At 72.2% G+C, this 25704-nt stretch carries 23 protein-coding genes; 6 read left to right on the forward strand and 17 right to left on the reverse strand.

The window, feature by feature from the left end; genetic code table 11:
• Positions 1-65 precede the first annotated feature (65 nt).
• Positions 66-1280 (reverse strand): signal recognition particle-docking protein FtsY, encoded by a 1215-nt coding sequence (ftsY, locus tag ACFWJB_RS16960; protein ID WP_385464612.1) that lies wholly within the window; start codon positions 1278-1280, stop codon positions 66-68.
• A 184-nt stretch (positions 1281-1464) separates the two neighbouring features.
• On the opposite strand from ftsY, the gene ACFWJB_RS16965 reads away from it, so the two are divergent.
• Positions 1465-2925 carry a cytosine permease gene (locus tag ACFWJB_RS16965; RefSeq protein ID WP_385464615.1) on the forward strand — a complete coding sequence of 487 codons (1461 nt, stop codon included), beginning with the start codon at positions 1465-1467 and terminating at the stop codon, positions 2923-2925.
• A 697-nt stretch (positions 2926-3622) separates the two neighbouring features.
• Here ACFWJB_RS16965 and ACFWJB_RS16970 read toward each other — a convergent pair.
• The 4 genes from ACFWJB_RS16970 to ACFWJB_RS16985 all read right to left on the reverse strand — a co-directional run bounded on the left by ACFWJB_RS16970 (position 3623) and on the right by ACFWJB_RS16985 (position 9960).
• Positions 3623-5041, reverse strand: a complete 1419-nt coding sequence (locus ACFWJB_RS16970; protein WP_385464618.1) for a sugar porter family MFS transporter — start codon at positions 5039-5041, stop codon at positions 3623-3625.
• Between the two features lie 203 nt (positions 5042-5244).
• The gene (smc, locus tag ACFWJB_RS16975; RefSeq protein ID WP_386923031.1) at positions 5245-8808 is read right to left on the reverse strand and encodes a chromosome segregation protein SMC; all 3564 of its coding nucleotides are present in this window, start codon (positions 8806-8808) and stop codon (positions 5245-5247) included.
• A 270-nt stretch (positions 8809-9078) separates the two neighbouring features.
• Positions 9079-9291 (reverse strand): hypothetical protein, encoded by a 213-nt coding sequence (locus ACFWJB_RS16980; protein WP_003973418.1) that lies wholly within the window; start codon positions 9289-9291, stop codon positions 9079-9081.
• A gap of 387 nt (positions 9292-9678) precedes the next feature.
• Entirely contained in the window at positions 9679-9960 is a 282-nt protein-coding gene (locus ACFWJB_RS16985; RefSeq protein WP_385464625.1) for an acylphosphatase, read from the reverse strand.
• A gap of 144 nt (positions 9961-10104) precedes the next feature.
• On the opposite strand from ACFWJB_RS16985, the gene ACFWJB_RS16990 reads away from it, so the two are divergent.
• Positions 10105-11256: a CAP domain-containing protein gene (locus ACFWJB_RS16990; RefSeq protein ID WP_386923033.1), complete on the forward strand. Its 1152-nt coding sequence runs from the start codon at positions 10105-10107 to the stop codon at positions 11254-11256.
• 74 nt (positions 11257-11330) lie between these two features.
• Complete coding sequence (locus ACFWJB_RS16995) at positions 11331-11723, forward strand: winged helix-turn-helix transcriptional regulator (protein ID WP_385464631.1); 393 nt, start codon at positions 11331-11333, stop codon at positions 11721-11723.
• Positions 11724-11911: 188 nt separating this feature from the next.
• Here ACFWJB_RS16995 and mutM read toward each other — a convergent pair whose 3' ends face one another.
• The 9 genes from mutM to ACFWJB_RS17040 form a co-directional block, all read right to left on the reverse strand.
• Positions 11912-12772, reverse strand: a complete 861-nt coding sequence (mutM, locus tag ACFWJB_RS17000) for a bifunctional DNA-formamidopyrimidine glycosylase/DNA-(apurinic or apyrimidinic site) lyase (protein ID WP_386923036.1) — start codon at positions 12770-12772, stop codon at positions 11912-11914.
• Positions 12773-12860: 88 nt separating this feature from the next.
• Entirely contained in the window at positions 12861-13691 is an 831-nt protein-coding gene (gene rnc / locus ACFWJB_RS17005; RefSeq protein WP_386923038.1) for a ribonuclease III, read from the reverse strand.
• A gap of 7 nt (positions 13692-13698) precedes the next feature.
• Positions 13699-13872 (reverse strand): 50S ribosomal protein L32, encoded by a 174-nt coding sequence (gene rpmF, locus ACFWJB_RS17010; RefSeq protein WP_003951102.1) that lies wholly within the window; start codon positions 13870-13872, stop codon positions 13699-13701.
• 2 nt (positions 13873-13874) lie between these two features.
• Complete coding sequence (locus tag ACFWJB_RS17015; RefSeq protein ID WP_385464640.1) at positions 13875-14519, reverse strand: YceD family protein; 645 nt, start codon at positions 14517-14519, stop codon at positions 13875-13877.
• Positions 14520-14661: 142 nt separating this feature from the next.
• Complete coding sequence (locus ACFWJB_RS17020; protein WP_386923040.1) at positions 14662-15765, reverse strand: cell division initiation protein; 1104 nt, start codon at positions 15763-15765, stop codon at positions 14662-14664.
• A gap of 142 nt (positions 15766-15907) precedes the next feature.
• Entirely contained in the window at positions 15908-16387 is a 480-nt protein-coding gene (gene coaD / locus ACFWJB_RS17025) for a pantetheine-phosphate adenylyltransferase (protein ID WP_077798916.1), read from the reverse strand.
• A 26-nt stretch (positions 16388-16413) separates the two neighbouring features.
• The gene (rsmD, locus tag ACFWJB_RS17030; protein ID WP_385464646.1) at positions 16414-17001 is read right to left on the reverse strand and encodes a 16S rRNA (guanine(966)-N(2))-methyltransferase RsmD; all 588 of its coding nucleotides are present in this window, start codon (positions 16999-17001) and stop codon (positions 16414-16416) included.
• 102 nt (positions 17002-17103) lie between these two features.
• Positions 17104-19311, reverse strand: a complete 2208-nt coding sequence (recG, locus tag ACFWJB_RS17035; RefSeq protein WP_385464649.1) for an ATP-dependent DNA helicase RecG — start codon at positions 19309-19311, stop codon at positions 17104-17106.
• 51 nt (positions 19312-19362) lie between these two features.
• Positions 19363-21111, reverse strand: coding sequence for a DAK2 domain-containing protein (locus ACFWJB_RS17040; protein ID WP_386923043.1), 1749 nt, complete (start codon positions 21109-21111; stop codon positions 19363-19365).
• A 263-nt stretch (positions 21112-21374) separates the two neighbouring features.
• Here ACFWJB_RS17040 and rpmB point away from each other — a divergent pair, with 263 nt between their 5' ends.
• Entirely contained in the window at positions 21375-21560 is a 186-nt protein-coding gene (gene rpmB, locus ACFWJB_RS17045; RefSeq protein ID WP_003993230.1) for a 50S ribosomal protein L28, read from the forward strand.
• A gap of 161 nt (positions 21561-21721) precedes the next feature.
• On the opposite strand, the gene thiD is transcribed toward rpmB, so the two are convergent.
• The gene (gene thiD, locus ACFWJB_RS17050; RefSeq protein ID WP_386923045.1) at positions 21722-22525 is read right to left on the reverse strand and encodes a bifunctional hydroxymethylpyrimidine kinase/phosphomethylpyrimidine kinase; all 804 of its coding nucleotides are present in this window, start codon (positions 22523-22525) and stop codon (positions 21722-21724) included.
• Positions 22522-23490, reverse strand: a complete 969-nt coding sequence (locus ACFWJB_RS17055) for a thiamine-phosphate kinase (RefSeq protein WP_385464658.1) — start codon at positions 23488-23490, stop codon at positions 22522-22524. The genes thiD and ACFWJB_RS17055 overlap by 4 nt, the downstream gene beginning before the upstream one ends.
• Positions 23491-23715: 225 nt before the next feature.
• On the opposite strand from ACFWJB_RS17055, the gene ACFWJB_RS17060 reads away from it, so the two are divergent.
• Positions 23716-23949 (forward strand): Lrp/AsnC family transcriptional regulator, encoded by a 234-nt coding sequence (locus ACFWJB_RS17060; protein ID WP_003973433.1) that lies wholly within the window; start codon positions 23716-23718, stop codon positions 23947-23949.
• A 20-nt stretch (positions 23950-23969) separates the two neighbouring features.
• Positions 23970-24452 (forward strand): DUF3515 domain-containing protein, encoded by a 483-nt coding sequence (locus ACFWJB_RS17065; protein ID WP_385464661.1) that lies wholly within the window; start codon positions 23970-23972, stop codon positions 24450-24452.
• A gap of 22 nt (positions 24453-24474) precedes the next feature.
• Here ACFWJB_RS17065 and ACFWJB_RS17070 read toward each other — a convergent pair whose 3' ends face one another.
• Positions 24475-25632, reverse strand: a complete 1158-nt coding sequence (locus ACFWJB_RS17070; RefSeq protein WP_385464664.1) for a D-alanine--D-alanine ligase family protein — start codon at positions 25630-25632, stop codon at positions 24475-24477.
• Positions 25633-25704: the final 72 nt, after the last annotated feature.

Here is a 25704-nt window from a genome sequence, read left to right on the forward strand (position 1 = left end):
TCCCCGACTGCACCTCGGGGGCGGGCGCTTCTTCGTGCGCGTACCGGCGCTGGGCCGGCGGGGGGTCACTCTCCGATGAGCGCGTCCACGAACGCCGCCGGCTCGAACGGCGCCAGGTCGTCGGCGCCCTCGCCGAGCCCGATCAGCTTGACCGGCACGCCCAGCTCGCGCTGCACGGCGACGACGATGCCGCCCTTGGCCGTGCCGTCCAGCTTGGTGAGCACGATGCCGGTGATGTTGACCACCTCGGCGAAGACGCGGGCCTGGATCAGGCCGTTCTGGCCGGTGGTGGCGTCGAGCACCAGCAGCACCTCGTCCAGCGGGGCCTGCTTCTCCACCACGCGCTTCACCTTGCCGAGCTCGTCCATGAGACCGGTCTTGGTGTGGAGGCGGCCGGCGGTGTCGATGAGCACCACGTCGGCGCCGACGTCCTTGCCCTCCTTGACCGCGTCGAAGGCGACGGAGGCGGGGTCGCCGGCCTCCGGGCCGCGCACGGTGTGGGCGCCGACCCGCTCGCCCCACGTCTGCAGCTGGTCGGCGGCGGCGGCACGGAAGGTGTCGGCGGCACCGAGGACGACGCTGCGGCCGTCGGCGACCAGGACCCGGGCGAGCTTGCCGGTGGTGGTGGTCTTGCCGGTGCCGTTGACGCCGACGACCATGACGATGCCGGGCTTGCCGGTGGCGGGCTCGGTCTTGACCTCGCGGTCCATGTCGGGGCCGACCAGCGTGATCAGCTCCTCGCGCAGCAGACCGCGCAGCTCCTCGGGCGTGCGGGTGCCGAGCACCTTCACACGCTCGCGCAGCCGCTCGACGAGTTCCTGCGTGGGCTGCACGCCGACGTCGGCGGTGAGCAGCGTGTCCTCGATCTCCTCCCAGGTGTCCTCGTCGAGGTGTTCCCGGGAGAGCAGGGTGAGCAGGCCCTTTCCGAGGGCGTTCTGCGAGCGGGAGAGTCGGGTACGGAGCCGGACCAGACGGCCGGCGGTGGGCTCGGGAACCTCGATCTGCGGGATCTCGAGCTCTTCGACGACGGGCGGCTCCTCGACACCGACGGGAGCGGTGCCGCCGTCGGGGAGATCGACCTCCTCTATCGTCCGGCGCGTTTCGTCGCGCGGCGTCTCGGCCTCGTCGCCGACGTGCGGCTCGGCCGGAGGGGCGGTGATGTCGGGCGTCGACGGAGGCGGCGGAGGCAGCTGCTTCTTGCGGCGACTGCCCACGACCAGCCCGCCGAGCGCGCCGATCACGACCACGGCGATGACTACAGCAAGGATGAGGATTTCCATAACCCGTCCAGTATCGGCCATGGGCTCCCGGGACACCCGCTTGTGTCTTCCTCCAAGGGACAAAGGGCCCTGGAAGGCAGGAGTCGGATCAAAGTACGATGGAAGAGGACGCGTCAACGCGCGTAGAGTCCCGAACGCATCCCCTTCCCGCGATTTCCCCACGATCGAGGCACGGACCCCCCATATGAGCAAGACCGCCGAGACAGAAGGCGCCCTGGAGACCCGGGGCATCGAGCAGGTGCCCGACCACGAGCGCACCGCCCGGACCCGCGAGCTCTTCCCGACCTGGGTCGGCGCCAACATCAGCGTGCTGCTGCTCACGATGGGCGCGAGCCTGGTCGTCGCCTACCACCTCAACTTCTGGCAGGCGCTGGTCGTCGCGGCCGCCGCGCCCCTGGTGTCGTACGGCCTGGTGGGCCTGATCGGCATCGCCGGCAAGCGCGGCGGCGCCCCCGGCATGGCGCTGTCCCGGGCGGTCTTCGGCCAGCGGGGCAATCTGCTGCCCGGGGCGCTGATCTGGATCGCCCGCTGGGGCTGGGAGACGATCAACGCGGTGACCGGCGCCTATGCCGTGCTGACCGTGCTGCACATCGTGTTCGGCATCCGGGCCAACAGCGTGCTGGACATCGTGACGCTTCTCGTCTTCGTCGTCGCGACGTTCGCGATCTCCGGGCTGGGCATCAACGCCGTACAGAAGTGCAACAAGTACGCGGCGTACCTCTTCGGCGTCTTCTCGGTGCTGGTGCTGGGCTACCTGATCGTCGACACCGACTGGTCCGCGGTCTTCGACCGGTCCGCCGGCTCGGTGGCCGCGATGATCACCGGCGTGGGGCTGATCGCGGCGGGCGGCGTGAGCTGGATCCCGTCCGCGCCGGACTTCACCCGGTACCTGCCGCGCACCGCCTCCTCCAAGGGCATCGTGGGCGTGACGATCGGCGGCGCCGGCATCGTCGTGCTGCCCATGGTGCTGATGGGGATGGTCATGGCGGTCTCCACGCCGGACCTGGCCTCCGCCAGCGACCCGGTCTCCTTCCTCGGCGAGATCCTGCCGACCTGGATCGCGGTGCCGTACCTGCTGATCGCGCTGATCGGCATGCTGCTGATCAACTCCATGTCGATGTACTCGGCCGGCTTCACCGCGCAGACCCTCGGCTTCAGGATCCCGCGGCACTGGGCGGTCTCGGTGAACGCCGTGATCTCGCTGGTCTTCGGCGGCGTGCTGATGCTGGTGGCGACCAGCTTCATGGGTTCCTTCATCGCCTTCCTGTCGCTGCTCGCGGTCGCCTTCTCCGCCTGGGTCGGCGTCTTCGGCGCGGACATGCTGCGCCGCAAGGAGTACGACGGCGAGGCCCTGGCCGACACCGGGCGCACCAGCGCGTACTGGTACCGGGGCGGTTTCTCCCCCGCCGCCGTCGCCGCCTGGGCGGTGGGTCTGGCCGCGGGCCTGATGTTCACGACGTCCGACTGGTTCACGGGGCCGCTCGCCGCGAACAACGTCATCGGCGAGTACGGGCTCGGCTGGGTCGCCACGGTGGTGATCTCCGGCCTGCTGTACGCGGTGCTGCCGAAGCCTCCGGTGGTCGTCCCGGCGGCGTCCGCCGAGCGCGCCGAGCAGCCCGAGCAGCCGCAGACGCTGAGCGTCTGACACCGCGCACCACCGCGTCCCCCTTCGCCCGGTCCGGCGGAGGGGGACGTTCGCGTGGCGGGCCCGCCGCTGGGCCCGTGCCGGTCGGCGGGCCCAGTACCGCAGGGCCGGCGAGGCCCGGCGAGCGGCGCCCGCGCCCCCGCACAGTCAGGTGGCCGGGGGCGTCGCGCCGTCGTCGTCCCGCGCGCCCGACGGGCCGTCGACCGTGCCCGGCGGGTCGGCATCGCAGCCCCCGTACAGCGGCCCGGCGGGTCAGCAGAGGTGGGGCGCACCGCAGTCCCCACCGGTCTGCCCGGCAGGTCGGCACCGCCGGCGCCACGGCATGGGTCGGCGGGTCCCACCGGTGGCACCACCGAACAGCGCGACCGTGCGACACCGCCGTCACGTCCCTACCCGCCGGAGGGGCCCATGCCGTGGCCTCCACCGACGGACTGCGACCGCGCCTGTGCCCGCACCCCCGCCCACGGACGGCCGGGCGCTTGCGTGCGCCCTCCCCCGCCGCCGCGGACCCGGCTGGTCCCGCCGCGCACCCCGGTGCCGAGCCCGGTGCGGGCCCTCGGTCCCCCCGCGGAACCGTCCCCCCGCCCGCACACAACACCGCCGCCCCCGGTCCAGGTGGTGGACCGGGGGCGGCGGCACGGTACGGGGAGAGGGGCAGCGGGGATGAGGCCCTTCTCCCCGAGCTCGGGGAGGGCGGTCAGCCCATCTCCTCCAGGGCCTTGCCCTTCGTCTCCTTGACGTACTTCAGCACGAACGGGATGGAGAGCGCGGCGAAGATCGTGTAGATCACGTACGTGCCGGAGAGGTTCCAGTCGGCCAGCGACGGGAAGCTCGCGGTGATCGCCCAGTTGGCGATCCACTGGGCGGACGCGGCCACACCCAGCGCGGCGGCACGGATCCGGTTCGGGAACATCTCGCCGAGGAACACCCAGACGACCACACCCCAGGACAGGGCGAAGAACAGGACGAACACGTGGGCGGCGATCAGGGCGACCCAGCCCTGGGTGGCCGGGAGCTTGCCGTCGACCAGGTCGAAGGAGAACGCCCAGGCCTCCAGCGCCAGCCCGATCACCATGCCGACCGAGCCGATGAGGGCGAGCGGCTTGCGGCCGACCCGGTCCACGAAGATCATCGCGATCACGGTACCGACGATGTTGATGATCGACGTCGTGAACGAGTAGAAGAACGAGTCCGTCGGGTCGACGCCGACCGACTGCCACAGCGTCGAGGAGTAGTAGAACGCGACGTTGATGCCGACGAACTGCTGGAAGACCGAGAGGCCGATACCGATCCAGACGATCGGCTTGAAGAAGAAGCTGCCGCCGAGCAGGTCCTTGAAGGACGACTTCTCCTCGCGGTGCATCGCGTGCTCGATCTCGGTGACGCGGGCGTCGAAGTCGACGTCCTTGCCCTCGACCTCCTTGAGGATCTGCTTGGCGCGCTCGTGCTTGCCGACGGAGATCAGGAAGCGCGGGGACTCCGGGATGGCGAAGGACAGCAGGCCGTAGAGGACGGCCGGGATGACCATGACGCCGAGCATGACCTGCCAGGCCTCCAGGCCCATCAGCTCACCGCGCTGGTCGCCGCCCGCCGCGTTCAGCAGGCCCCAGTTGACCAGCTGCGACACGGCGATGCCGATGACGATCGCGGCCTGCTGGAAGGAGCCGAGCCGGCCGCGGTAGGCGGGCGGGGAGACCTCGGCGATGTAGGCCGGGCCGATCACCGAGGCCATGCCGATGGCGAAACCGCCGATGATGCGCCACATGGCGAGGTCCCACAGCGCGAACGGCAGGGCCGATCCGATGGCGCTCACGGTGAACAGGACCGACGCGATCTGCATGCAGCGGATGCGGCCGATGCGGTCGGCGATGCGGCCGGCGGTCGCGGCGCCGATGGCACAGCCGATCAGCGCGACGGCGATGACCTGGGCCAGCACCGCGGAGCCGACGTCGTAGCGGTCCCGGATGGCCTCGACGGCGCCATTGATCACGGAGCTGTCGTAGCCGAACAGGAAACCGCCCATCGCGGCCGCCGCCGCGATGAAGATGACGTGCCCGAGATGATCGGGGTGAGCCGTTCTGGCTCCTGGATTGGGTGCCTGCGCTGTGCTGGCCACGTGTACTCCTCGGGCTTCCGGCAACGCTGCCGGGGTGGTTCGCCCTTCGAGGTGCCACTAGTAGGTACCTGAAGGTAAAAGCAACGTTGCAGAGACTATGCCTTCAAGTTTCGAAGTCAATAGGGCGAGAGCTGTGAGTTAGGCGATGCACCTGACGTCGATGCGTTCAAGAGTTGAAGCTCACATGCCCGGCTTTCAACGTCCTACACCGGCTGCCGCAGACGCTGGCTGATGACCTTCGACACGCCGTCGCCCTGCATGGAGACGCCGTACAGCGCGTCGGCGACCTCCATCGTCCGCTTCTGGTGCGTGATGACGATCAGCTGCGAGGCCTCCTGGAGCTCCTGCATGATCCGGATCAGCCGCTGCAGGTTGGTGTCGTCGAGCGCCGCCTCGACCTCGTCCATCACGTAGAACGGGCTGGGCCGCGCCTTGAAGATCGACACGAGCAGCGCCACGGCGGTCAGCGAACGCTCCCCGCCCGAGAGCAGCGAGAGTCTCTTGACCTTCTTGCCCGGCGGCCGCGCCTCGACGTCCACGCCCGTGGTGAGCATGTTGTCGGGGTCGGTCAGCACCAGGCGTCCCTCGCCGCCGGGGAAGAGCCGGCCGAACACGCCCTCGAACTCCCGGGCCGTGTCCCGGTAGGCCTCCGTGAAGACCTGTTCGACGCGCTCGTCGACCTCCTTGACGACCTGGAGCAGGTCGGCGCGGGTCTTCTTCAGGTCCTCGAGCTGCTCGCTGAGGAACTGGTGCCGCTCCTCCAGCGCCGCGAACTCCTCGAGGGCCAGCGGATTGACCTTGCCGAGCTGCTGGTACGCCCGTTCGGCCGCCTTCAGCCGCTTCTCCTGCTCGGCCCGTACGAAGGGCCGGGGGCGGTTGCGAGGGTGCTCCGGATCCTCCGGGAGCTCCTCGCCCTCGGCGGGGGGCGAGGGCGGCACCAGTTGATGCGGCCCGTACTCGGCCTCGAGCCCCGCCGGTTCCACACCGAGTTCCTCCAGCGCCTTGGTCTCCAGCTGCTCGATGCGCAGCCGCTTCTCGGCGCCGAGTACCTCGCCCCGGTGGACTGAATCCGTCAACTTGTCGAGCTCGGCCTTGAGGTCGCGCCCGGCGGTGCGCGCGGCGGCCAGTTCCTGCTCGCGCCGGGCCTTGGCGGCCTCGGCGGCGCCGCGCTCCTCGTCGGCGCGGATCAGCGAGACCTCGACGTGCTCCAGCAGTTGCCGGGCGCCCGCGGCGACGGCCTCGGCCACGGCCGCCTCGTGCCGCAGCCGGGCCCGGCGCTGTTCGGCACGCGCGCGTGCCTCGCGTTCCGCGAGGGCGGCCCGGTCGAGGGAGTCGGCCCGTCCGGCCAGTCCCTTGACCCGCTCCTCGTGCGTACGCGCCTGGAGACGGGCCTCCATCTCGGTCTGCCGTGCGTTGGCGCCGTCGGCGGCGAGGCGGTCGCGCACGGAGGTGTCGGGTTCCTCCTCGACCGGCATCTCCTCGGCGACCGCGAGCCGCTCGGCCAGTTCCTCGACGTCCATGAGCGCCTTGTCCAGCGCCTCCTGCGCCCGCTCGGCCGCCGCGGCGGACCGCTCGGCCTCCCCGGCCGCGCCCCGCGCCTGCCCGGCGAGCCGCCCGAGCTGCTGGGCGACGGACGACTTCTCCCGGTCGGCGGCCCGGCGCCGTTCCCCCAGCTCCTCCACGAGCGCGGCACACTCGCGGCGCCGCTCGACGGCCGCCTCCTGCGCCTCGGCCAGTTCCGCGCACCGCACGCCCAGCTCCGTCAGCTCCGCGGCGGCCTCGTCCACGGACGCCTGCACCTCCAGCAGGCTGGGCGCCCCGGCGGACCCGCCGTGCGCGAAGTGGGCGCCCAGCAGATCGCCCTCGGCGGTGACCGCGGTCAGCCCCGGGTGGGCGTAGACGAGGTCCTCGGCGTCCTCCAGGGTGGCGACGACGACGATGCCGCGCAGCAGCCGCCGTACCGCGGGCATCAGGTCGGCGGGCCCCCGGACGAGGTCGGCGGCGTACGGCGGCCCGTCGCTCCGCGGCTCGTGCGGTACGTCGTCGGGGGCGCCGGCGAGCAGCAGCGCGGCGCGGCCGGCGTCCTGTTTGCGCAGGTGCCGGATGGCGTCGGCGGCGGCCGCCGGGGACGAGACGGCGAGAGCGTCGGCGGCGGCCGCGAAGGCGGCGGCCAGGGCGACCTCGTGGCCCGGTGTCACGGTGAGCAGGCCGGCGGCGGGGCCGAGCAGTCCGCCGAGCCCGTCCCGCGCGGCGAGCAGCGCCCCGCTGCCGTCCTTGCGGCGCAGGCCCAGGGCGAGGGCGTCGTGGCGGGCCTGCGTCGCCGCGCGCTCGCGCTCCGCCGCGGTGGCCGCCTCCCGGGCGGCACTCTGGGCGGCCTCCGCCTCGGCCAGCCGACGCCTGGCGGCCTCGTGCCGCTCGGCGAGTTCCTGGTCGCCGGCGTCGAGTCCGTCGACCTCGGCCCGGAGCGCCTCGTACTCCTCCTGGGCGGCGGCGGCCCGCTCCCGGGACTCGTCCCGGGCGGCGGCCAGCCGCTCGATCTCCGCCTGCGCGGAGGCCGCGCGGGAACGGGCGGCCCCGACCTGCCCGCTGAGCCGGGCGAGCCCCTCGCGGCGGTCGGCGATGGCGCGGGCCACGTCCTTGAGGCGGCGCTCCTCCAGGGCCAGTTCGCGTTCCAGGTCGGCGCGGTGGGCGACCGTGTCCTCCAGGGCGCGCTCGGCCGCCTCCAGGGCCGCTTCCAGTTCGGCCTCCTGCTCGCGCACCCGGGCGGCCTCGCGCTCCAGGTCCTCCGGGTCCCGGCCGCGCCGCTCCTCGGGGGGCGAGGAGGTGGCGCTCTTCACGCGGGCGTCGGCCAGGGAGACCGTGCCGCGCACCCGCTCGGCGAGCTGGGACAGCTCGTACCAGGTCTGCTGCGCGCGTTGCAGGCGTGGGGTGAGGCGGCGCACCTCGTCCTCCAGGTCCGCCTCGCGCCGCAGCGCCTTGCCCAGCTCGCGTTCGGCGCTCTCCCTGCGCTCCTTCAGGGCGGCCTCGTCGGCGATCTCGGCCTGGAGCGCCTCGCGCATCCGTACGAGATCGTCGGCGAGGAGCCTGAGCCGGGCGTCCCGCAGGTCGGCCTGGATGACGGCGGCCCTTCTCGCCACCGCCGCCTGCCGGCCGAGTGGCTTGAGCTGGCGCCGCAGTTCGTCGGTGAGGTCCTGCACGCGCGCGAGGTTGGCCTGCATCGCGTCCAGTTTCCTGAGCGCCTTCTCCTTGCGCTTGCGGTGCTTGAGGACGCCGGCGGCCTCCTCGATGAAGGCGCGGCGGCCCGTGGGGTCGGCGTGCAGGACGGAGTCGAGCTGGCCCTGGCCGACGATGACGTGCATCTCGCGGCCGATGCCGGAGTCGGAGAGCAGTTCCTGGATGTCGAGCAGCCGGCAGGTGTCGCCGTTGATCTGGTACTCGCTGCCGCCGTTGCGGAACATGATCCGCGTGATGGTGACCTCGGCGTACTCGATGGGCAGGGCCCCGTCGGAGTTGTCGATGGTGAGGGACACCTCGGCCCGGCCCAGCGGCGGGCGGCCGGTGGTGCCGGCGAAGATGACGTCCTCCATCTTGCCGCCGCGCAGCGACTTGGCGCCCTGTTCGCCCATGACCCAGCTGAGCGCGTCCACGACGTTCGACTTGCCCGACCCGTTCGGACCGACGACGCAGGTGATGCCGGGTTCGAACCGGAGCGTGGTCGCCGAGGCGAACGACTTGAATCCGCGGAGGGTGAGGGCCTTCAGGTGCACGCCGCCGGACTCTACCTTTCGGGGTGTCTCACTTCATGAACCGGTGAACCGGCGCGGTTTCGCCGGTGAACATGCAGGGCACATCAGACGTTGAAGAGGGTGAAAGGATGCACGGGCGAAGGTTCGGACGGCACGCCGGAGCAGCGCACGAGACGGATGGGGCGGGGAAAGAAAGAAGGGACGCCGAAGCGTCCCTTGCAACTCTGACAACTGAGCGGCTGTACGGGCGGGCCCAACCACTGCTGTGCCGTCGGTGGAGCGATGCAGTGATCAGGTGAGCGCAGGCTCCGCCTGGTGTGCGTCAACGCTCTCCATGCTCTCCATGATCCTGTCGTGAGAAGCGGCAGCCGCCAGCGCGTCGTTCTCCGCCTGGATTCGTCCGAGTTCGGATTCCAGGTCCTGGACGCGCTGCTGGAGCCGTCGCATCTCGGCGAGGAGTCGAGGGTCGGAGCCGCCGACGTAACCGAGAAGCGCCTTTGCCATGATGGATGGTCCTCCACAATGAGTGACCGACCTGAGCGGTGCGGGTCGTTGGGTCGTGAGGGATTCGCACCCGCGGTGCTTGGCACTCTTGAGTTTTCACTGCCGTTCAACCATGCCAAACAGCTAAGGTGCGCGGGGCTTTCAGCGTCTCACCAAAAAGTTTGACGGTCAACACGATCACGCCCCGTATTGACGGGTGCCCGGGGCGCGCGGCCGGGAAACGGCGGCGCTGCGAATCCTGCGGGCCCCGAGGGGCGTGGCGATCATTCTGGGTGGGGAGCCTGCCACGGAACCGGCCTTCTTGGCAACCACCTGCTCGTTTTCGCTCCGGCAGACCCCTGGCACTCCCCCGCCCCGGGTGCCGGGCGGGCTCCGCGCGGTGTTCCGTCAGCGGATCGCGAAGCCGTCGTAGCCGCCGCGGGGTGTGTCCCAGATCTCGGTGACTCCGTCCACACGTCCGGGCGTGTCGTCGCCCCCCAGCCAGTCGAGGAGTCCCTCGCACCGCTCCCGCGGGCCCTCCGCCACCACCTGGACGCGCCCGTCGGCCAGATTGAGAGCAAAACCACTCAGTTCGCCGAGTTCCAGTGCCCTGGCCCGCGTGAACCAGCGGAAACCCACACCCTGGACCTGCCCGCGAACCCACGCGACCAGCCGTACATCCTCGCTCATGAGTGCAACCTAACCAGTCAATGTCTCTCCGGACACTTCACCCCCTGGCACCATGCGGTACCGTCCCCACCCAATGAATCGCGCCTCAAACTCACCTGATCGTGTGAGTTCTGTGGTGAACGCGAGGACGAGGAAGGCCAGGACATGGGACGCCACCGACGCTCCGCCGCCGGCCGCGCCGCGGGGGGCCACCGCCCGGACGGATCGGCGGGACAGGGCCGGCACCCGCAGGTCCCGGGCGCGGGTGACCGCCCCACGAGGGGCATCGCGCCCTATCTGAATCCCGAGACGTACGCCGAGGCCCGCGCGCGGAGCGACGCCTACCTGTTCGGGCCGGACGACCGGACCGGCGAGGGCCCGGGGGCCGGCCGTACGGTGCCCTTCCCCAGCGAGGGCTTCACTCCCGACGACGGCCCGCGGCGCACGGCACAGCGGCGCCGCCGGAAGAAGGCCGTCACGCCGGTCCGCACCGGACTGCTCGGCGTCTCCGCCGCCGTCGCCCTCGGCACGATCGCGGTGGCCACGGGTGCGGTGCCCGGCCTGGACAACTACCGCGTCGGCGGCGCCGGCGGCGGTGACCGGGTCGAGTCCGCGGACGTCCCGACGAACAACCCGGCCGAGCTGGGCGGCACCTCCGGCAGTGCGGAGGCCGGCCCGGACGGCGGCGCGTCGTCCGCCGGCCGCGGCACGGGCCGCTCCGCTCCGCCCTCCTCCCCCGCGTCCCCCTCCTCGTCCTCGGCGTCCGCCTCCCCTTCGCCCTCGGCGTCGACGACGTCGGCCGCACCGGCCGGGACGCCGTCCGTGACGAAGGAGCCCGAGGCGTCCACGCCCGGCCGGGAGCGCCCGCCCAGCGCGGCGGGCGCTGCCACGGCGGCGCCGGAGCGGAAGACCGGCGCTCCCGCGGGTGCCGTCTCCGAGCAGTCCGCCGCCGAGGCCCAGGTGCTGAAGCTGGTCAACGACGAGCGGGCCAAGGCGGGCTGCAGCCCGGTCGCCGCGAACAGCGCGCTGCGGGAACTGGCCGAGGACTTCAGCGAGGCCATGGCGGCACAGGGCTTCTTCGACCACACCGACCCCGGCGGCGCCACCCCGTGGGACCGGGCCGAGGCGGCCGGGATAAGCGACCTCGGGGGCGAGAACATAGCCCGCGGGCAGGCGGACGCCCAGGCCGTGATGGACGCCTGGATGAACAGCTCCGGTCACCGGGCCAACATCCTGAACTGCGACTTCCGGACCCTCGGCGTCGGCGTCCACTTCGGCGCCGGCGGCCCCTGGTGGACGCAGGACTTCGGCTACTGAGCGAGCCGCCGGGACCGCTGTCGTGCGCTCGGCGCTCTCCGCGGGGCAGCGCTGTGCTCACGTACGCTGGTGACATGTCGACCACGCAGGAGCGCACGGAGGAGCAGGATCTGCCGTACGACGTGTTCTCCCGGGCCTGCCCCTCGCGCGGCACCCTGGAGCACGTCACGGGGCGCTGGGGCGCGCTCACGCTGGGCGCGCTGTCCGAGGGTTCCCTCCGCTTCAACGAGCTGCGCCGCCGGGTCGACGGCGTGAGCGAGAAAATGCTGTCCCAGACCCTGCACGCGCTGGAGCGCGACGGTCTGGTGCACCGCGAGGCGCAGCCCACCAACCCGCCCCGGGTGGACTACGAACTCACCCCGCTCGGACGCGAGGTGGCCGGACGGCTGATCACGCTCATCCAGTGCCTGGAGGGGCACATGGACGAGGTGCTCGCCTCGCGTGAGCGCTACGACGCCCGGGGCTAGGGTCTGTCGTTTGGATCATGCCGGCGTCGCGGGGTGTGGCACGCACATCTGCCGCGTTGTCGTCGGTTGCCAGGGCTCCGCCCTGGCGCCCTCCTCCGCCTTGCAGCTGCACGCACCACACCCCGCTCGGGTCGGCCGGGACGCGCCGTCCGTCACAGCCGGCCTGATCCAGACGACAGACCTAGGCCTCAGGACACCGCGCGCGGCGGTCGCTGGCACTTCGGGCAGTAGTAGCTGGAGCGGTTCATCCACGGCCTGCGGCGCATCGGCGTCGCGCAGCGGCGGCAGGGCAGTCCCTCGCGGCCGTACGCGTCGAGCGAGCGGTCGAAGTAGCCCGACTCCCCGTTGACGTTGACGTACAGGCTGTCGAAGCTGGTGCCGCCCACGGCGAGGGCCGCGTTCATCACGTCCCGGACGTGGCCGAGGAGTTCGGCGGTACGGGGCCGGGTGAGGGTGGCGGTCGGACGTTCGTAGTGCAGGCGGGAGCGCCACAGGGCCTCGTCCGCGTAGATGTTGCCGACGCCGCTGATCAGCGACTGGTCGAGCAGGGCCCGTTTGACGGTGGTCCGCTTGCGGCGCAGGGCCTGGTGGAACGCCTCGTCGTCGAACAGCGGGTCGAGGGGGTCGCGGGCGATGTGCCCGATGACGTCCGGCAGTCCGTCGGGGGTGGTCTCGTGCAGTGACAGGCCGCCGAAGGTGCGCTGGTCGACGAAGCGGAGCTCCGTGCCCAGGGCGTCGGCGAAGCGGACGCGGATGCGCAGGTGCTTCTCGGCCGGCGCCTCGTGCGGCTGGACCAGCAGCTGGCCGCTCATGCCGAGATGCGCGAGGACCGCCTGGCCGGTGTCCTCCAGGGGCAGCCACAGGTACTTGCCGCGGCGGCTGGGTGTGCCGATGCGGTGGTCCTTCAGACGCTGGGCGAAGTCGTCGCCGCCGGCGATGTGCCGGCGTACCGCGCGCGGGTGGAGCACCTCGGCGTCGGCGACGGTCCGGTGGGCGACCCAGCGTTCCAGGCCGCGCCGTACGACCTCGACCTCGGGCAACTCGGGCATGGCTTCCCCTCGGACGGTCCGTTGGACGGCCCGAGCGCCCGCCCCGGGGCTGGGGCGGGCGCTCGGGTCGTGCTGTGCTGTGCTGTGGTCAGGCGGAGGCCGACGGTGCGTCGGCGTCCGGTTCGGCGACGACGCCGGCGGCCGACGGGGCCGCCTTGGTCCTGGCGCGCTCGTCCGCCGCGGCGCGGATGGACCGCCACGCGGATTCCGCCGCCTGCTGCTCCGCCTCCTTCTTGCTGCGGCCGGTGCCGGTGCCGTACGAGACGCCTCCGACGCGGGCGGCAGCAGTGAAGGTCTTCTCGTGGTCCGGGCCGGTCTCCGTGACCAGGTACTCGGGGACGCCGAGTCCTTCGGTCGCGGTGAGTTCCTGGAGGCTGGTCTTCCAGTCCAGGCCGGCACCGAGGTTGGAGGACTTCTCGATCAGCGGGTCGAACAGGCGGTGCACCAGTTCGGAGGCCGCGTCGAGGCCCTGGTCGAGATAGACCGCGCCGATCACCGCTTCGAGGGTGTCGGCGAGGATGGACGCCTTGTCCCGGCCGCCCGTTCCCTCTTCACCGCGGCCGAGCCGGATGAAGGAGCCGAGGTCGAGCCCGCGGCCCACCTCCGCCAGCGCACGCGAGTTGACCACCGCGGCCCGCAACTTGGCCAGCTGGCCTTCGGGCAGGTCGGGGTGGGTGCGGTACAGCGTGTCCGTGACGACGAGGCCGAGGACGGAGTCACCGAGGAACTCCAGCCGCTCGTTCGTCGGCAGGCCGCCGTTCTCGTACGCGTAGGAACGGTGGGTCAGCGCACGCACCAGAAGGGCGGACTCGAGCTGATAGCCGAGCCGCCCTTCCAGAAGCGTGTGGGACGAGGCCTGGGTGTCCGCCTTCTTCTTGGCGTCTTCCGCCTTTTTGGGGACTGACACAGTGCCTCTCACCAGCCGCTCAGACCTCGAGGACCTGGCGCTTGTTGTAAGTGCCGCAAGACGGGCACGCGATGTGCTGCTGCTTGGGCTCGTGGCAGCGCTCGCACGCAACCAGGGTGGGGACCGCAGCCTTCCACTGCGACCGGCGGTGGCGCGTGTTGCTGCGCGACATCTTCCGCTTCGGAACAGCCACGGCTACTTCTCCTGCTTCTCGTCGACGCCCGGTTCGGCGCCGCTCATCTCGTCCTTCTCGCCGTCTTCGAGTGAACCGGCGAGTCCCTGCAAAGCCGCCCAACGGATGTCGACGGCGTCGTGGTGGTGGTCCGGGTCGTCCGACAGGCGTGCTCCGCACTCGGAGCACAGACCCTGGCAGTCTTCCTGGCACACCGGCTGCATCGGCAGTGCGAGCACCACCGCATCACGCAGCACGGGTTCGAGGTCGATCAGACCGTCCTCGACGAAGAGCCTGTCCTCGTCTTCCTCGGCGTCGTCGGCCGGTTCCGCCTTCACGCGGCCCCGGTCGTCGGCGTCAGGGTACGAGAACATCTCCTGGAAGTCCGCTTCGAGCTGCTGCTCCAGCGGCTCCAGACACCTTACGCACTCCCCCTCGGCCTTGGCACGGGCGGTGCCTGTGACGAGCACCCCTTCCATGACCGACTCGAGCCGGACCTCGAGCTCCAACGGGGCGCCTTCCGGCACTCCGATGACTCCCGCGACACCGAGGTCCCGGGGAGCGTCGATCGTGCGGTTCAGGCGCTGCAGCGCACCAGGACGCCGTCCCAGCTCGTGCGTGTCGAACACGAGAGGGTTTCGGTGGTCGAGGCGGGCGTTCAGGGCCATTCCTGCTTTCGATCTTCTGAGTGGGGGGACGCCGCCCTGCGGTGTCCCGGGCAGCGTTGATCACGGACGTACGCGCGACCGAAGAGCCAGGATACTGGACCTTTCGCTCTCGGCCCAATCCGGCCCCCGGGCCGGCGCCGGGCTACAGCCCGCGGCCCTGTTCGTAGGCCCGGAGCTGTTCGGCGCTGATCATGCTGGTGTCGAAGAGGCTGGTCTCGTCGAGGGTCCCCGGCTGGGCCGGCGGCAGCTGCGGAGGCTGCTGGGGCTGGGCGTAGCCCTGGGCGTCGTAGGTCTGCTGCTGGGCGTCGTAGCTCTGGTACGCGTACGGGTCGGGGTCCTGCTGCTGGTAGCCGTAGGCGTCCTGCCGGCCGCCGTAGGGCTGCTGGTAGCCGGCGTACGGATCGGGCTGCTGCTGCGCGTAGCCGTACGCCGGCTGCTGCGACGGCATCTCCGGTACGGCCGGCGCCTGTGCCGCCGCCGGCTGCTGCTCGCCGTACTCCTGCTGCCGGGGCGGCGCGGCGGGGGCGTCCGAGAGCGCCGCGAGGTCGGCGAGGTAGTCGGCGTCGCTGGAGTGCTGGACGGTGGTGAGGTCGTCGGCGAGGGCGCCGAGGTCGTCGGTGGCGATCCGGCCGTGCAGCTTCTGGCGGCCGCGGCCGACGGCCTCCAGGGTTTTGGCCAGGACCGCCTCGAAGGCGCCGAGCTTGGTGTCGACGTAGGTGTCGGCGTCGCGGCGCAGGGTCTCGGGGTCGTGGCTGCGCTCGGGGGCGTCCTCGTCCTCGTAGCCGTTCTCGTCGAGGCCCGGGCCGGTGCCGAGGAGCTTCTCCCGCCCACGGCCGACGGAGCCGAGCGTCTTGGTGAGGACGACCTCGAAGTTGGCGAGCTTGGAGTCGACGTAGTCGTCGGCCTCGGCGCGGACCTCCTCGGCCTCCTGCCGGGCCTCGGCGAGGATCCGGTCGGCCTCCGCCTGGGAGCGGCGGGCCACCTCCGTGCCGGAGATCAGGGAACCGCGCTCCGCGTGCGCGCTCTCGATGATCCGGTCCGCCTCCTCGCGGGCCTGCGCGACCATCTGCTCGCGGTCGCCGATCAGCTCCTGGGCCCGGGCGAGCGAACCGGGGAGCTCGGCGCGCAGCTCCTCCAGCATCGAGAGCAGCTCGGCGCGGTTGACCACGCACGAGGCCGACATGGGCATGGCGCGGGCGCCGGAGACCATCGCGGTGATCTCGTCGAGCTTCTTCTGCACGTCCACCGTGTGCTCGCCACTCTCTACAGCTGTGTTGGAGACGGACGGGACGACTGTACGACCCTGGGGTGTCGCGGGGACACCGGGTGACGGGATGTCGGTCTCCGGGAGCTGCGCGGGGGCGTGCGGGCGGCGTGCGGGGGCGCGCTCAGTCCTTCCTCAGGCGCTCCGAGAGGGCCTCGAGGACCAGCGGCGGCACCAGGTGGGAGACGTCGCCGCCCCAGGTCGCGACCTCCTTGACCAGGGAGGACGACAGGAAGCTGTAGGTGGGGTTGGTGGGGATGAAGAGGGTCTCCACGCCCGAGAGGCCGTTGTTCATCTGGGCCATCTGCAGCTCGTAGTCGAAGTCGCTGACAGCGCGCAGGCCCTTCACGATGGCGGGGATCTCGCGCTGCTTGCAGAAGTCGACGAGGAGGCCGTGGAAGGCCTCCACACGGACGTTCCCGTACTCGGCGGTGACCTGGCCGATGAGGTCGATCCGCTCCTCGATCTCGAACAGGCCCTTCTTGGCCTGGTTGATCATCACCGCGACGTAGACCTCGTCGTAGAGGCTGGAGGCCCGGGCGATGATGTCGAGATGTCCGTTGGTGATGGGGTCGAACGACCCGGGACAGACGGCGCGGCGCACTAGAGTTCCCTCGCTCTCCGGTCCGGTCATCGTGCGTCTTCGCACGTAGAGGCGGCGCGACCGTACCAAAACGTTCCCTCGCCGTAGCGACGGGCCCGGATCGCCTCGAAGCCGTCGGGCCACCCGAAGGGGCCGCCTCTGGTGCTGCGCTCCACGGTGACGAGCGCTTCCGCGGTGAGCCACCCCTCCGTGCGGAGTGTGAGCAGGATCTCCCGAAGATCGTCGTCCGAGACGGCGTACGGCGGGTCCAGGAAGACGATGTCGTACGGCTCGGCCGGGGCCGGGGTGCGGACGATCTGTTCCGCTCTGCCCGCCCTGACCTCGGCGCCGGGCAGACCGAGGGACTTGGCGTTGTCCCGGACGGTGCGGGCCGCACGGGCGTCGGCCTCGACGAGCAGGACGTGGCCCGCGCCCCGGGACAGCGCCTCCAGGCCGACGGCGCCCGATCCGGCGTACAGGTCGAGGACCCGTTCGCCGTCCAGGGGGCCGCCGAGCAGGGACTGCCAGGTGGAGAAGAGGCCTTCGCGCGCACGGTCGGAGGTGGGGCGGGTGCCCGTTCCCGGCGGGACGGCTAGGCGACGTCCGCCGGCCTTGCCGGCGATCACGCGGGTCATCTGGGGTCCTTGGTCGTAGACGGCGTTGTGTTCAGTGTGGCTGGTCGCGCCGCGCGGCCGAGCCGTGTGCCGGCGCGGCCCCGCGCCCCGGGCCGGTGATGTTCATCCCTTTTCCAGGTACTGCTCCCGCTCCTCGTCGAGGAGGGCGTCGAGGGCCGTTCGCAGGCCGGGCAGGCCGGTGAGTTCCGGGTCGGCGGCCACCACCGCCGCCGCCTCCTGCCTCGCCTCGGCGATGATCTCCTCGTCCTCGATGACGGCGAGGACGCGCAGGGAGGTGCGGGCGCCGGACTGGGCCTGGCCGAGGACGTCGCCCTCGCGGCGCTGTTCGAGGTCGATGCGGGAGAGCTCGAAGCCGTCGAGGGTGCCGGCGACGGCGTTGAGCCGCTGGCGGGCCGTGCTCGCCTCGGGCATCTCGGTGACCAGCAGGCACAGGCCGGGGGCGGAGCCGCGGCCGACGCGGCCGCGCAGCTGGTGGAGCTGGGAGACACCGAAGCGGTCGGCGTCCATGATCACCATCGCGGTGGCGTTCGGGACGTTGACGCCGACCTCGATGACGGTCGTGGCGACCAGGACGTCGGTCTCGCCGGCGGCGAAGCGGCGCATGACGGCGTCCTTGTCGTCGGGCTGCATGCGTCCGTGCAGCACCTCGACCCCGAGTCCCTGCAGCGGTCCCTTCGCGAGCTGCTCGGCGATGTCGAGGACGGCGAGCGGCGGACGCCTGTCGGCGTCGCCCTCCGGCGGCCCCTGCTTCTTCCCGGCGCCGTCCTCCTCGTCGCCGATGCGCGGGCAGACGACGTACGCCTGGTGGCCGTTCGACACCTCCTCGCGGACCCGCTCCCAGGCTCGGGCCAGGAAGTGCGGCTTGTCGGCGGCCGGGACGACATGGCTGGCGATCGGGGAGCGGCCGGCCGGGAGCTGGTCCAGGACGGAGGTCTCGAGGTCGCCGAAGACGGTCATGGCGACGGTGCGCGGGATGGGCGTGGCGGTCATGACGAGCAGGTGCGGAGGCTGCTTCCCCTTGCCGCGCAGGGCGTCGCGCTGCTCGACGCCGAAGCGGTGCTGTTCGTCGACGACGACCAGGCCGAGGTCGTGGAACTGCACCTTGTCCTCGATCAGGGCGTGGGTGCCGATGACGATGCCGGCCTCGCCGGTGGCCAGGTCGAGCAGGGCGTGGCGGCGGGCGGCGGCGCCCATCGAGCCGGTGAGCAGCACGACCTTGGTGGCGTGATCGGCGCCGCCCAGCATGCCGCCCTCGGCCAGCTCGCCCATCATCTCGACGACCGACCGGTGGTGCTGCTGGGCGAGCACCTCGGTGGGCGCCAGCATCACGGCCTGACCGCCCGCGTCGACGACGGCGAGCATGGCGCGCAGGGCCACCATCGTCTTCCCGCTGCCCACCTCGCCCTGGAGCAGCCGGTGCATCGGGTGGTCGGTGGCGAGGTCGTCGAAGATCTCGCGGGAGACCTTCTGCTGGCCGTCGGTGAGGGTGAACGGGAGGCGGTCGTCGAAGGCGCTGAGCAGGCCGTCCGGCTTCGGTCTCCGCGGGACCGCGGGCAGTTGGGTCTCGGCGTGCCGGCGGCGGGCCAGGGCGACCTGGAGGACGAAGGCCTCGTCCCACTTCAGGCGGGCGCGGGCGTCCTCGATGTCCGCCTTGGTGTGCGGGCGGTGGATCTTCAGGAGGGCCTCGGGCAGGGAGACCAGGCCGCGTCCCTCGCGCAGCGAGTCCGGCAGGGGGTCGACGGCCTCCTGTGCGCCGGGCAGGACCGTCTGGATGGCCTTGGCGAGCTTCCAGGACTCCAGCTTGGCCGTGGCCGGGTACAGCGGGATGAGGGCGCCCGCCCAGGACTCGGCGGTCTCTTCGCCGTCGGTGTCGCCGCGCAGCAACTCGTATGCCGGGTGGGCCAGTTGCAGGCGGCGGTTGAAGACGGAGACCTTGCCCGAGAACATCGCCCGGGTGCCCGGCAGGAGCTCCTTGTGGGGCTTGTGGACGCCGTTGCCGAAGAAGACCAGCTGGAGGCGGCCGCTGCCGTCCGTGATGGTCACCTCGAGGCGCTGTCCCTTGCCGCGCGGCGCCTTGGCGGAGGCGAAGGTGTGCAGGCGGGCGTCCGCGACCTGGGCGACCACCGTGACGTGCTCGTCCATGGGGAGGTCGGCGAGGTGGGTGAGCTGGCCGCGCTCCTCGTATCTGCGGGGGTAGTGGTGGAGGAGGTCGCCGACGGTGTGCAGGCCGAGGTGCTCGGCCATCACCTTCGCGGTGGCGGGGCCGAGCACCTTCTTCAGGGGTTCTTGCAGTGCGGGCACGAGATCCATTGCACACCACGCCACTGACATCGCCGGCCACCCCCGCCGGAGCGAGGTGCGCTACTCCACGCCGATCAGGAGCGGCGCGCCCTGCCGGCCGCCCCGGTAGACGACCGTGTCGACGGCGAGGTAGGCCTCGCGGACGCGGGCCTCCAGGAGTCCGGCGAGGGGCTCGGGGGCGTCGTCGCCGACGACCAGGGTGACCAGTTCGCCGCCGGCCGCGAGCATGCGGTCCAGCACCGTACTCGCCACGGTCGTGACGTCCGCGCCGATCACGGCGACGTCCCCGTCGACGAGGCCGAGGACGTCGCCGGCCTGGCAGATGCCGGCAGTCGTCCAGGACCGGTGCTCGGCGACGGTGACCTCGGCGTAGCGGGTGGCGCCGGCCGCCGAGGTCATCGCCACGACGTCCTCGTCGAAGCGCCGCTCGGGTTCGTGCACGGCGAGCGCGGCGATGCCCTGCACCGCGGAGCGGGTCGGGATCAGGGCGACGCGGATGCCGTCGGCGCGGGCCTGCTCGGCCGCCGCGGCCGCTGTGTGGCGCAGCTCGGCGTCGTTGGGCAGCAGCACGACCTCGCGCGCGTGCGCCCGCCGTACGGCCTGGACGAGCTCCCCGCTCGCGGGCGGCTCCCCGGGGCGCGCGAGCACCGTGGTGGCGCCGGCCTCGGCGTACAGCCCGGCCAGGCCCTCGCCGGGCACGACGGCGACCACGGCGCGCTCGGCCCGTTCCCGCGGCGGGCGCTCGGTGCCGGTGGTGTGCACGTCGCCGGCCCCGAAGTGGGTGATCCGGATCCGGTACGGCCGTCCGGCCTCGACGCCCGCCTCCACGGCGGCGCCTGCGTCGTCGACGTGCACGTGGACGTTCCACAGCCCGTCGCCGCCGACCACGACGAGCGAGTCGCCGAGGGCGTCGAGCCGCTGCCGCAGCCGTGCCACGGCGGTGTCCTCGGCCTCCAGGAGGTAGATCACCTCGAAGGCGGGTCCGTCCCCGGGGCCGTCCGGCGCCGCGCACTCCCCGGCGGTCTCCCCGCCGGTGTGCTCCACGCGTGCGTGCGGCACGGCCACCGCTCCCGCCACCGCTCCCGCCGCCGCTCCCGGCACCGGTGTCCGCCCGGTGAACGTCTCGACCAGGGCCGCGAGGACGGTCACCAGGCCGTGGCCCCCGGCGTCGACCACTCCGGCGCGCTCCAGGACCGGAAGCTGTCCGGGGGTCGCGGCGAGGGCCGCGCGGGCACCCTCGTAGGCGGCGTGCGCCACGGCCGCGCAGTCGCCCTCGGCGTTCCCGGCCGCGTCGGCGGCGGCGGAGGCGACCGTGAGGACGGTGCCCTCGACCGGGTGGGCCACGGCCTGCCGGGCGGAGTCGGCCGCGTGCCGCAGGGCCAGCCGCAGGCCCGTGCCGTCGGTGTGAGCGTTCTCACCGTGCGCGCCGAGCACCTGGGCCAGGCCGCGCAGCAGCTGGGCCAGGATGGTCCCGGAATTGCCCCGGGCCCCGATCAGCGCCCCGTGCGCCATGGCGCCGACGGCGTCCGCCAGCGTGGGTCCGCCGGCCGTCCCCGCCGGGTCCGCGGGCCGGTCCGGGTTCCGTCCGGCCGGCACCCGGCCGACCTCGTGCGCCGCGAACACGGCCTCCACGGCGGCGACGGCGGACTCGACGGTCAGATAGAGGTTCGTGCCGGTGTCCCCGTCCGCGACCGGGTAGACGTTGATCGCGTCGATCTCCTCGCGCGCCCGTCCCAGCGCGCGCAGCGACAGGCCGCACCAGGTGCGCACCGCCAGAGCGTCGAAGAACCTCTGCGGCACCTGCGCCACCTGCGCCTCCTTGAGCTGCTGGACGTGGCAGGCAGCGTAGACCCCGCGAGGGTGCCCACCGGAAGAGGCCCGGGGGCGGGCCGCTGCACCGCCGTGGTAGTTTCGTTGTGCTGGAGCAGCCGTTGTATGCTGCTCCGGTTGCCCGATCCGATCGGGCTCTCCCCCTGGCACCGCCACTCAGATCACGGACCGTTCGCGCTCGAGATCCTGTCCCGGCATGCCGGGATCAACCGTAAGTGCATCTGAAGTCTTTGGAGTGACCCGTGGCTGCCAACTGCGACGTCTGCGGCAAGGGGCCGGGCTTCGGCAACAACATCTCGCACTCGCACCGCCGTACGTCCCGTCGCTGGAACCCGAACATCCAGCGTGTGCGTACCGTGGTCGGCGGGACGCCGAAGCGCGTGAACGCTTGCACCTCGTGCATCAAGGCCGGCAAGGTCTCGCGCTGACGCTACAGCTGAGCGCGCGGCCACTGTCCGGTCCGCTGCACTGAGCCGGTCCACTTCGGTGGGCCGGCTTTTTGCCGTGCCCGGGTTCCGGTGCGGGAAGCACGGCCGCGGGCACGGCCCGCCTCCCGGAGGCCGGCCTGCCCGGAGTGCCGCCCTGGGCGTCACGCCGGGGCGGTGGGCCGCCCGAGCTCCCAGCCGTGGTCCACGGGGCCGATGCCACCGCCGAGCGCGAATCCGGCCGCGATCGCGCCGGTGACGTAGGACTTCGCGGCCGTCACGGCCTCCGGCACCGACTGCCCCTTGGCCAGGCCGCAGGCGACGGCCGACGCGAGGGTGCAGCCCGTGCCGTGCGTGTGCCGGTTGTCGAGGCGCGGGGCGCGCAGCCAGTGCTCCTCGGAGCCGTCCGTGAGCAGGTCCACGGCGTCGCCGGACAGGTGACCTCCCTTGATCAGCACCCATCGCGGGCCGTACTCCAGCACGGCCGCGGCGGCCCGGCGCAGGTCGGCGTCGGAGTCGACGCGCACCCCGGTGAGTTGCGCGACCTCGTCGAGATTGGGCGTGGCGACGGTGGCCACCGGCAGCAGTCTGGTGCGCACGGAGTCCAGGGCGGAGGCGGCGAGCAGCGGGTCGCCGTGCTTGGAGACGCCGACCGGGTCGACGACGGCCGGGGCGTCGGTGCCGGAGATCAACTCGGCGACGGTCTCGACGAGTTCGGCGGAGGAGAGCATCCCGGTCTTGACCGCCTGCACGCCGATGTCGTCCACGACGCTGCGGTACTGGGCCCGGACCGCCTCCACGGGCAGTTCCCAGGCGCCCTGCACGCCGAGGGAGTTCTGCGCGGTGACGGCGGTGAGCACGCTCATGCCGTGCGTGCCGAGGGCGAGCATCGTCTTCAGGTCGGCCTGGATGCCGGCGCCGCCGCCGGAGTCGGACCCGGCCACGGTGAGGACCAGGGGGAGCCTCATGCCTCGGTCTCCCCGCCGAAGTGGTCCCAGCCGCCCTGGCTGGTCCAGGGTGCCCCGTCGACGGTCACCTGGGGCAGCGCCGAGGGGTTGAGGACCTCGCCGATCACCTTCCAGCGGGCGGGCAGCTTCACGTCGGGCGGGAAGGTGGCCACGATCGCGTGGTCCTCTCCCCCGGTGAGCACCCACTGCATCGGGTCGACGCCGACGGCCTGCCCGATGTCGTTCATCTGCGACGGGATGTCGATCTGCCCGGAGCGGACGTCGATCCTGACCTTGCTGGCCTCCGCGATGTGACCCAGGTCGGCGATCAGGCCGTCGCTCACGTCGCACATGGCGGTGGCGCCGAGCCCCGCGGCGGCCGGGCCCGCGTGGTACGGCGGCTCGGGGCGCCGGTGGGCCTCGACGAAGGCGCGCGGCGAGCGGAAGCCGCGGGAGAGCACGGCGAACCCGGCCGCGGACCAGCCGAGCCAGCCGGTCACCGCGACGAGGTCGCCGGGCTGGGCGCCGCCCCGGGTGACGGGCTCCTGGTTGCGCAGGTCGCCGAGGGCGGTGATGGACACGGTGATGGTGTCGCCGCGCACCACGTCCCCGCCGACCACGGAGGCGCCCGCGACCTGGCACTCGTCGCGCAGTCCGTCCATCAGCTCGGTCGGCCAGGTCACCGGGAGTTCGGCCGGCACCACCAGGCCGAGCAGCAACGCGGTGGGCACGGCGCCCATGGCGGCGATGTCGGCGAGGTTCTGCGCCGCCGCCTTGCGGCCCACGTCGTACGCGGTGGACCAGTCGCGCCGGAAGTGCCGCCCCTCGACGAGGATGTCGGTGCTGGCCACCACCCGGCGGTCGGGCGCGGCCACCACCGCGGCGTCGTCGCCCGGGCCGACCCGCACCGCCGGGGTGGAGGTGAGGCGGGAGGTGAGCTCCCTGATGAGCCCGAACTCGCCGAGCTCACCAACAGTGCCCTTCATTGCCTTGGTCCCCTTCTGTCCCTGTCCGTGCCCGGTCGCGCGCCGTCCCGGTCCTGGTTACGGTCGGAACGGCCGTCGTCACGGTCGGCGTGGCCGTCAACGTGTGTCATCACACCACCCCGGCGCGTGGGCTCGCGTCCCGCGGGTCTCCCCGCGGAGAGCGGCGACGCGATACCGTGGCGTTCCTTTTCCCCACATGATCCTCGTGGCCGCTCTGGAGGTTTCGTGGTACAGGCGTACATCCTGATCCAGACGGAGGTCGGCAAGGCGTCGACCGTCGCCGAGACGATCAGCAAGCTCCCTGGAGTCATCCAGGCCGAGGACGTGACGGGACCTTACGACGTCATTGTCCGCGCCCAGTCCGACACCGTCGACGAACTGGGCCGCATGGTGGTGGCCAAGGTCCAGCAAGTGGACGGCATCACCCGCACCCTGACCTGCCCGGTCGTCCATCTCTAGCCCCCGTCTACGCTGGGCCGGTGAACTTCTACCGTCACCGGCGCCTCCGCCTGCCCGCTCTCGCGTTGCTGATCGCCGCCGCAGGCTGCTCCTCGGCAGACGACAGCGTGCCGGCGGCGGTTCCCAGCCCGGGCGCGAAGGTCACCGAGCTGTGCCAGAACCTGGACAGGGCGCTGCCGTCGACGGTGGACGGCCTGAACCGTGAGGATCCCGAGCCCGCCTCCGCGCTGACGGCGGGCTGGGGAAACCCGCTGATCATACTGCGCTGCGGGGTGGAACGGCCCGCGGAGATGAGCGATCCGGAGGCCGACGGCGTCGAGGTCGACGGCGTGGGCTGGCAGTTGACCAAGCGGGACGACGGAGGCTTCCGGTTCACCACGACGCTGCGTGAGGCGTACGTCGAGGTGACCATCCCCGAGGACCGGGCGGGAAGCGGGATGGCGCCGCTGGTCGATCTCGCCCCGGCAGTGAAGAAGGCGATCCCGGAGGGGATCGCCTTCTGAGGACATCCGGGTCCGCCGCGGGTCAGCGCAGGCCCGTGGACCGCCGCAGCGCCGCCTGGACCAGCCGGTCCACCAGCTCCGCGTAGCCGACGCCGGTGGCCTCCCACATCTTCGGGTACATCGAGATCGGCGTGAAGCCGGGCATCGTGTTGATCTCGTTGATCACGAACTCGCCGTCCTCGGTGAGGAAGAAGTCCGCGCGCACCAGCCCCTCGCAGGAGGCCGCGTCGAACGCCTCGACGGCCAGCCGCCGGACCTCGGCGGTCTCCTCGGGCGTCAGCGGGGCGGGCACGACGCCGGGCGTGGAGTCGATGTACTTGGCCTCGAAGTCGTAGTACGCGTGCGCCGAGGGCGGCGGGATCTCGGCGGGGACGGACGCCCGGGGGCCGTCCTCGAACTCCAGCACCCCGCACTCGATCTCGCGGCCGCGCAGGGTCGCCTCGACCAGGATTTTCGGGTCGTGGCGGCGGGCCTCCTCGATCGCCTCGTCGAGTCCGGCGAGGTCGTCGACCTTGGTGATGCCGATGGAGGAACCGGCGCGGGCGGGCTTCACGAACAGCGGCCAGCCGTGCTCGCCGGCGAAGTCCACGATCTTCCGGCGGGCGCCGGAACGGTCCTGCTCCCACTCGCGCGGCCGGATCACCACGTACGGGCCGACCTTCAGCCCGTAGGAGGTGAACACCGCCTTCATGTACTCCTTGTCCTGGCCGACGGCCGAGGCGAGCACGCCCGAGCCGACGTACGGCACGCCGGACAGCTCCAGCAGGCCCTGCAGGGTGCCGTCCTCGCCGTAGGGGCCGTGCAGCACCGGGAAGACGACGTCGACCTCGCCCAGCGCCTTGGGCACGGAGCCGGGTTCGCTGTAGACGACTTCGCGGTTGGCGGGGTCGACGGGGAGCACCACGGCGCCCTCGGTCGACTCGGCGAGCTGGTCGACGCTCGGGGTGCGCCGTTCGGTGATCGCCATGCGCTCCGGCTCGTCGGCGGTGAGCGCCCAGCGGCCGTCCTGGGTGATGCCGATCGGCAGGACGTCGTACTTGGTCCGGTCGATGGCCGCGAGGACGGCGCCGGCGGTGACCACGGAGATCCCGTGTTCGGAGCTGCGCCCGCCGAACACGACGGCCACCCGCGGTTTGCGAGACGGCTGCTCGGGGCTCTGGGGGAGGTTCTCGGTGCTCATATCGCGTTGAGAGTACCCGCCCCCGGGGCCGCGAGTCAGCGTCGGCGGGGCCGCGTGGCGCGGTGTGCACCC

This window comes from Streptomyces sp. NPDC127100 (assembly GCF_042724095.1).
In the GTDB taxonomy this organism is placed as follows: Bacteria; Actinomycetota; Actinomycetes; order Streptomycetales; family Streptomycetaceae; genus Streptomyces.

Coding starts and splice junctions, on each gene's coding strand:
- ftsY (WP_385464612.1), bottom strand. CDS start 1,280: ATGGAAATCCTCATCCTTGCTGTAGTCATCGCCGTGGTCGTGATCGGC.
- ACFWJB_RS16965 (WP_385464615.1), top strand. CDS start 1,465: ATGAGCAAGACCGCCGAGACAGAAGGCGCCCTGGAGACCCGGGGCATC.
- ACFWJB_RS17055 (WP_385464658.1), bottom strand. CDS start 23,490: ATGAAGGGCACTGTTGGTGAGCTCGGCGAGTTCGGGCTCATCAGGGAG.
- mutM (WP_386923036.1), bottom strand. CDS start 12,772: ATGCCCGAGTTGCCCGAGGTCGAGGTCGTACGGCGCGGCCTGGAACGC.
- ACFWJB_RS16980 (WP_003973418.1), bottom strand. CDS start 9,291: ATGGCAAAGGCGCTTCTCGGTTACGTCGGCGGCTCCGACCCTCGACTC.
- rsmD (WP_385464646.1), bottom strand. CDS start 17,001: ATGACCCGCGTGATCGCCGGCAAGGCCGGCGGACGTCGCCTAGCCGTC.
- ACFWJB_RS16990 (WP_386923033.1), top strand. CDS start 10,105: ATGGGACGCCACCGACGCTCCGCCGCCGGCCGCGCCGCGGGGGGCCAC.
- ACFWJB_RS17070 (WP_385464664.1), bottom strand. CDS start 25,632: ATGAGCACCGAGAACCTCCCCCAGAGCCCCGAGCAGCCGTCTCGCAAA.
- ACFWJB_RS17015 (WP_385464640.1), bottom strand. CDS start 14,519: ATGGCCCTGAACGCCCGCCTCGACCACCGAAACCCTCTCGTGTTCGAC.
- thiD (WP_386923045.1), bottom strand. CDS start 22,525: ATGAGGCTCCCCCTGGTCCTCACCGTGGCCGGGTCCGACTCCGGCGGC.
- ACFWJB_RS16985 (WP_385464625.1), bottom strand. CDS start 9,960: ATGAGCGAGGATGTACGGCTGGTCGCGTGGGTTCGCGGGCAGGTCCAG.
- recG (WP_385464649.1), bottom strand. CDS start 19,311: ATGGATCTCGTGCCCGCACTGCAAGAACCCCTGAAGAAGGTGCTCGGC.
- ACFWJB_RS16995 (WP_385464631.1), top strand. CDS start 11,331: ATGTCGACCACGCAGGAGCGCACGGAGGAGCAGGATCTGCCGTACGAC.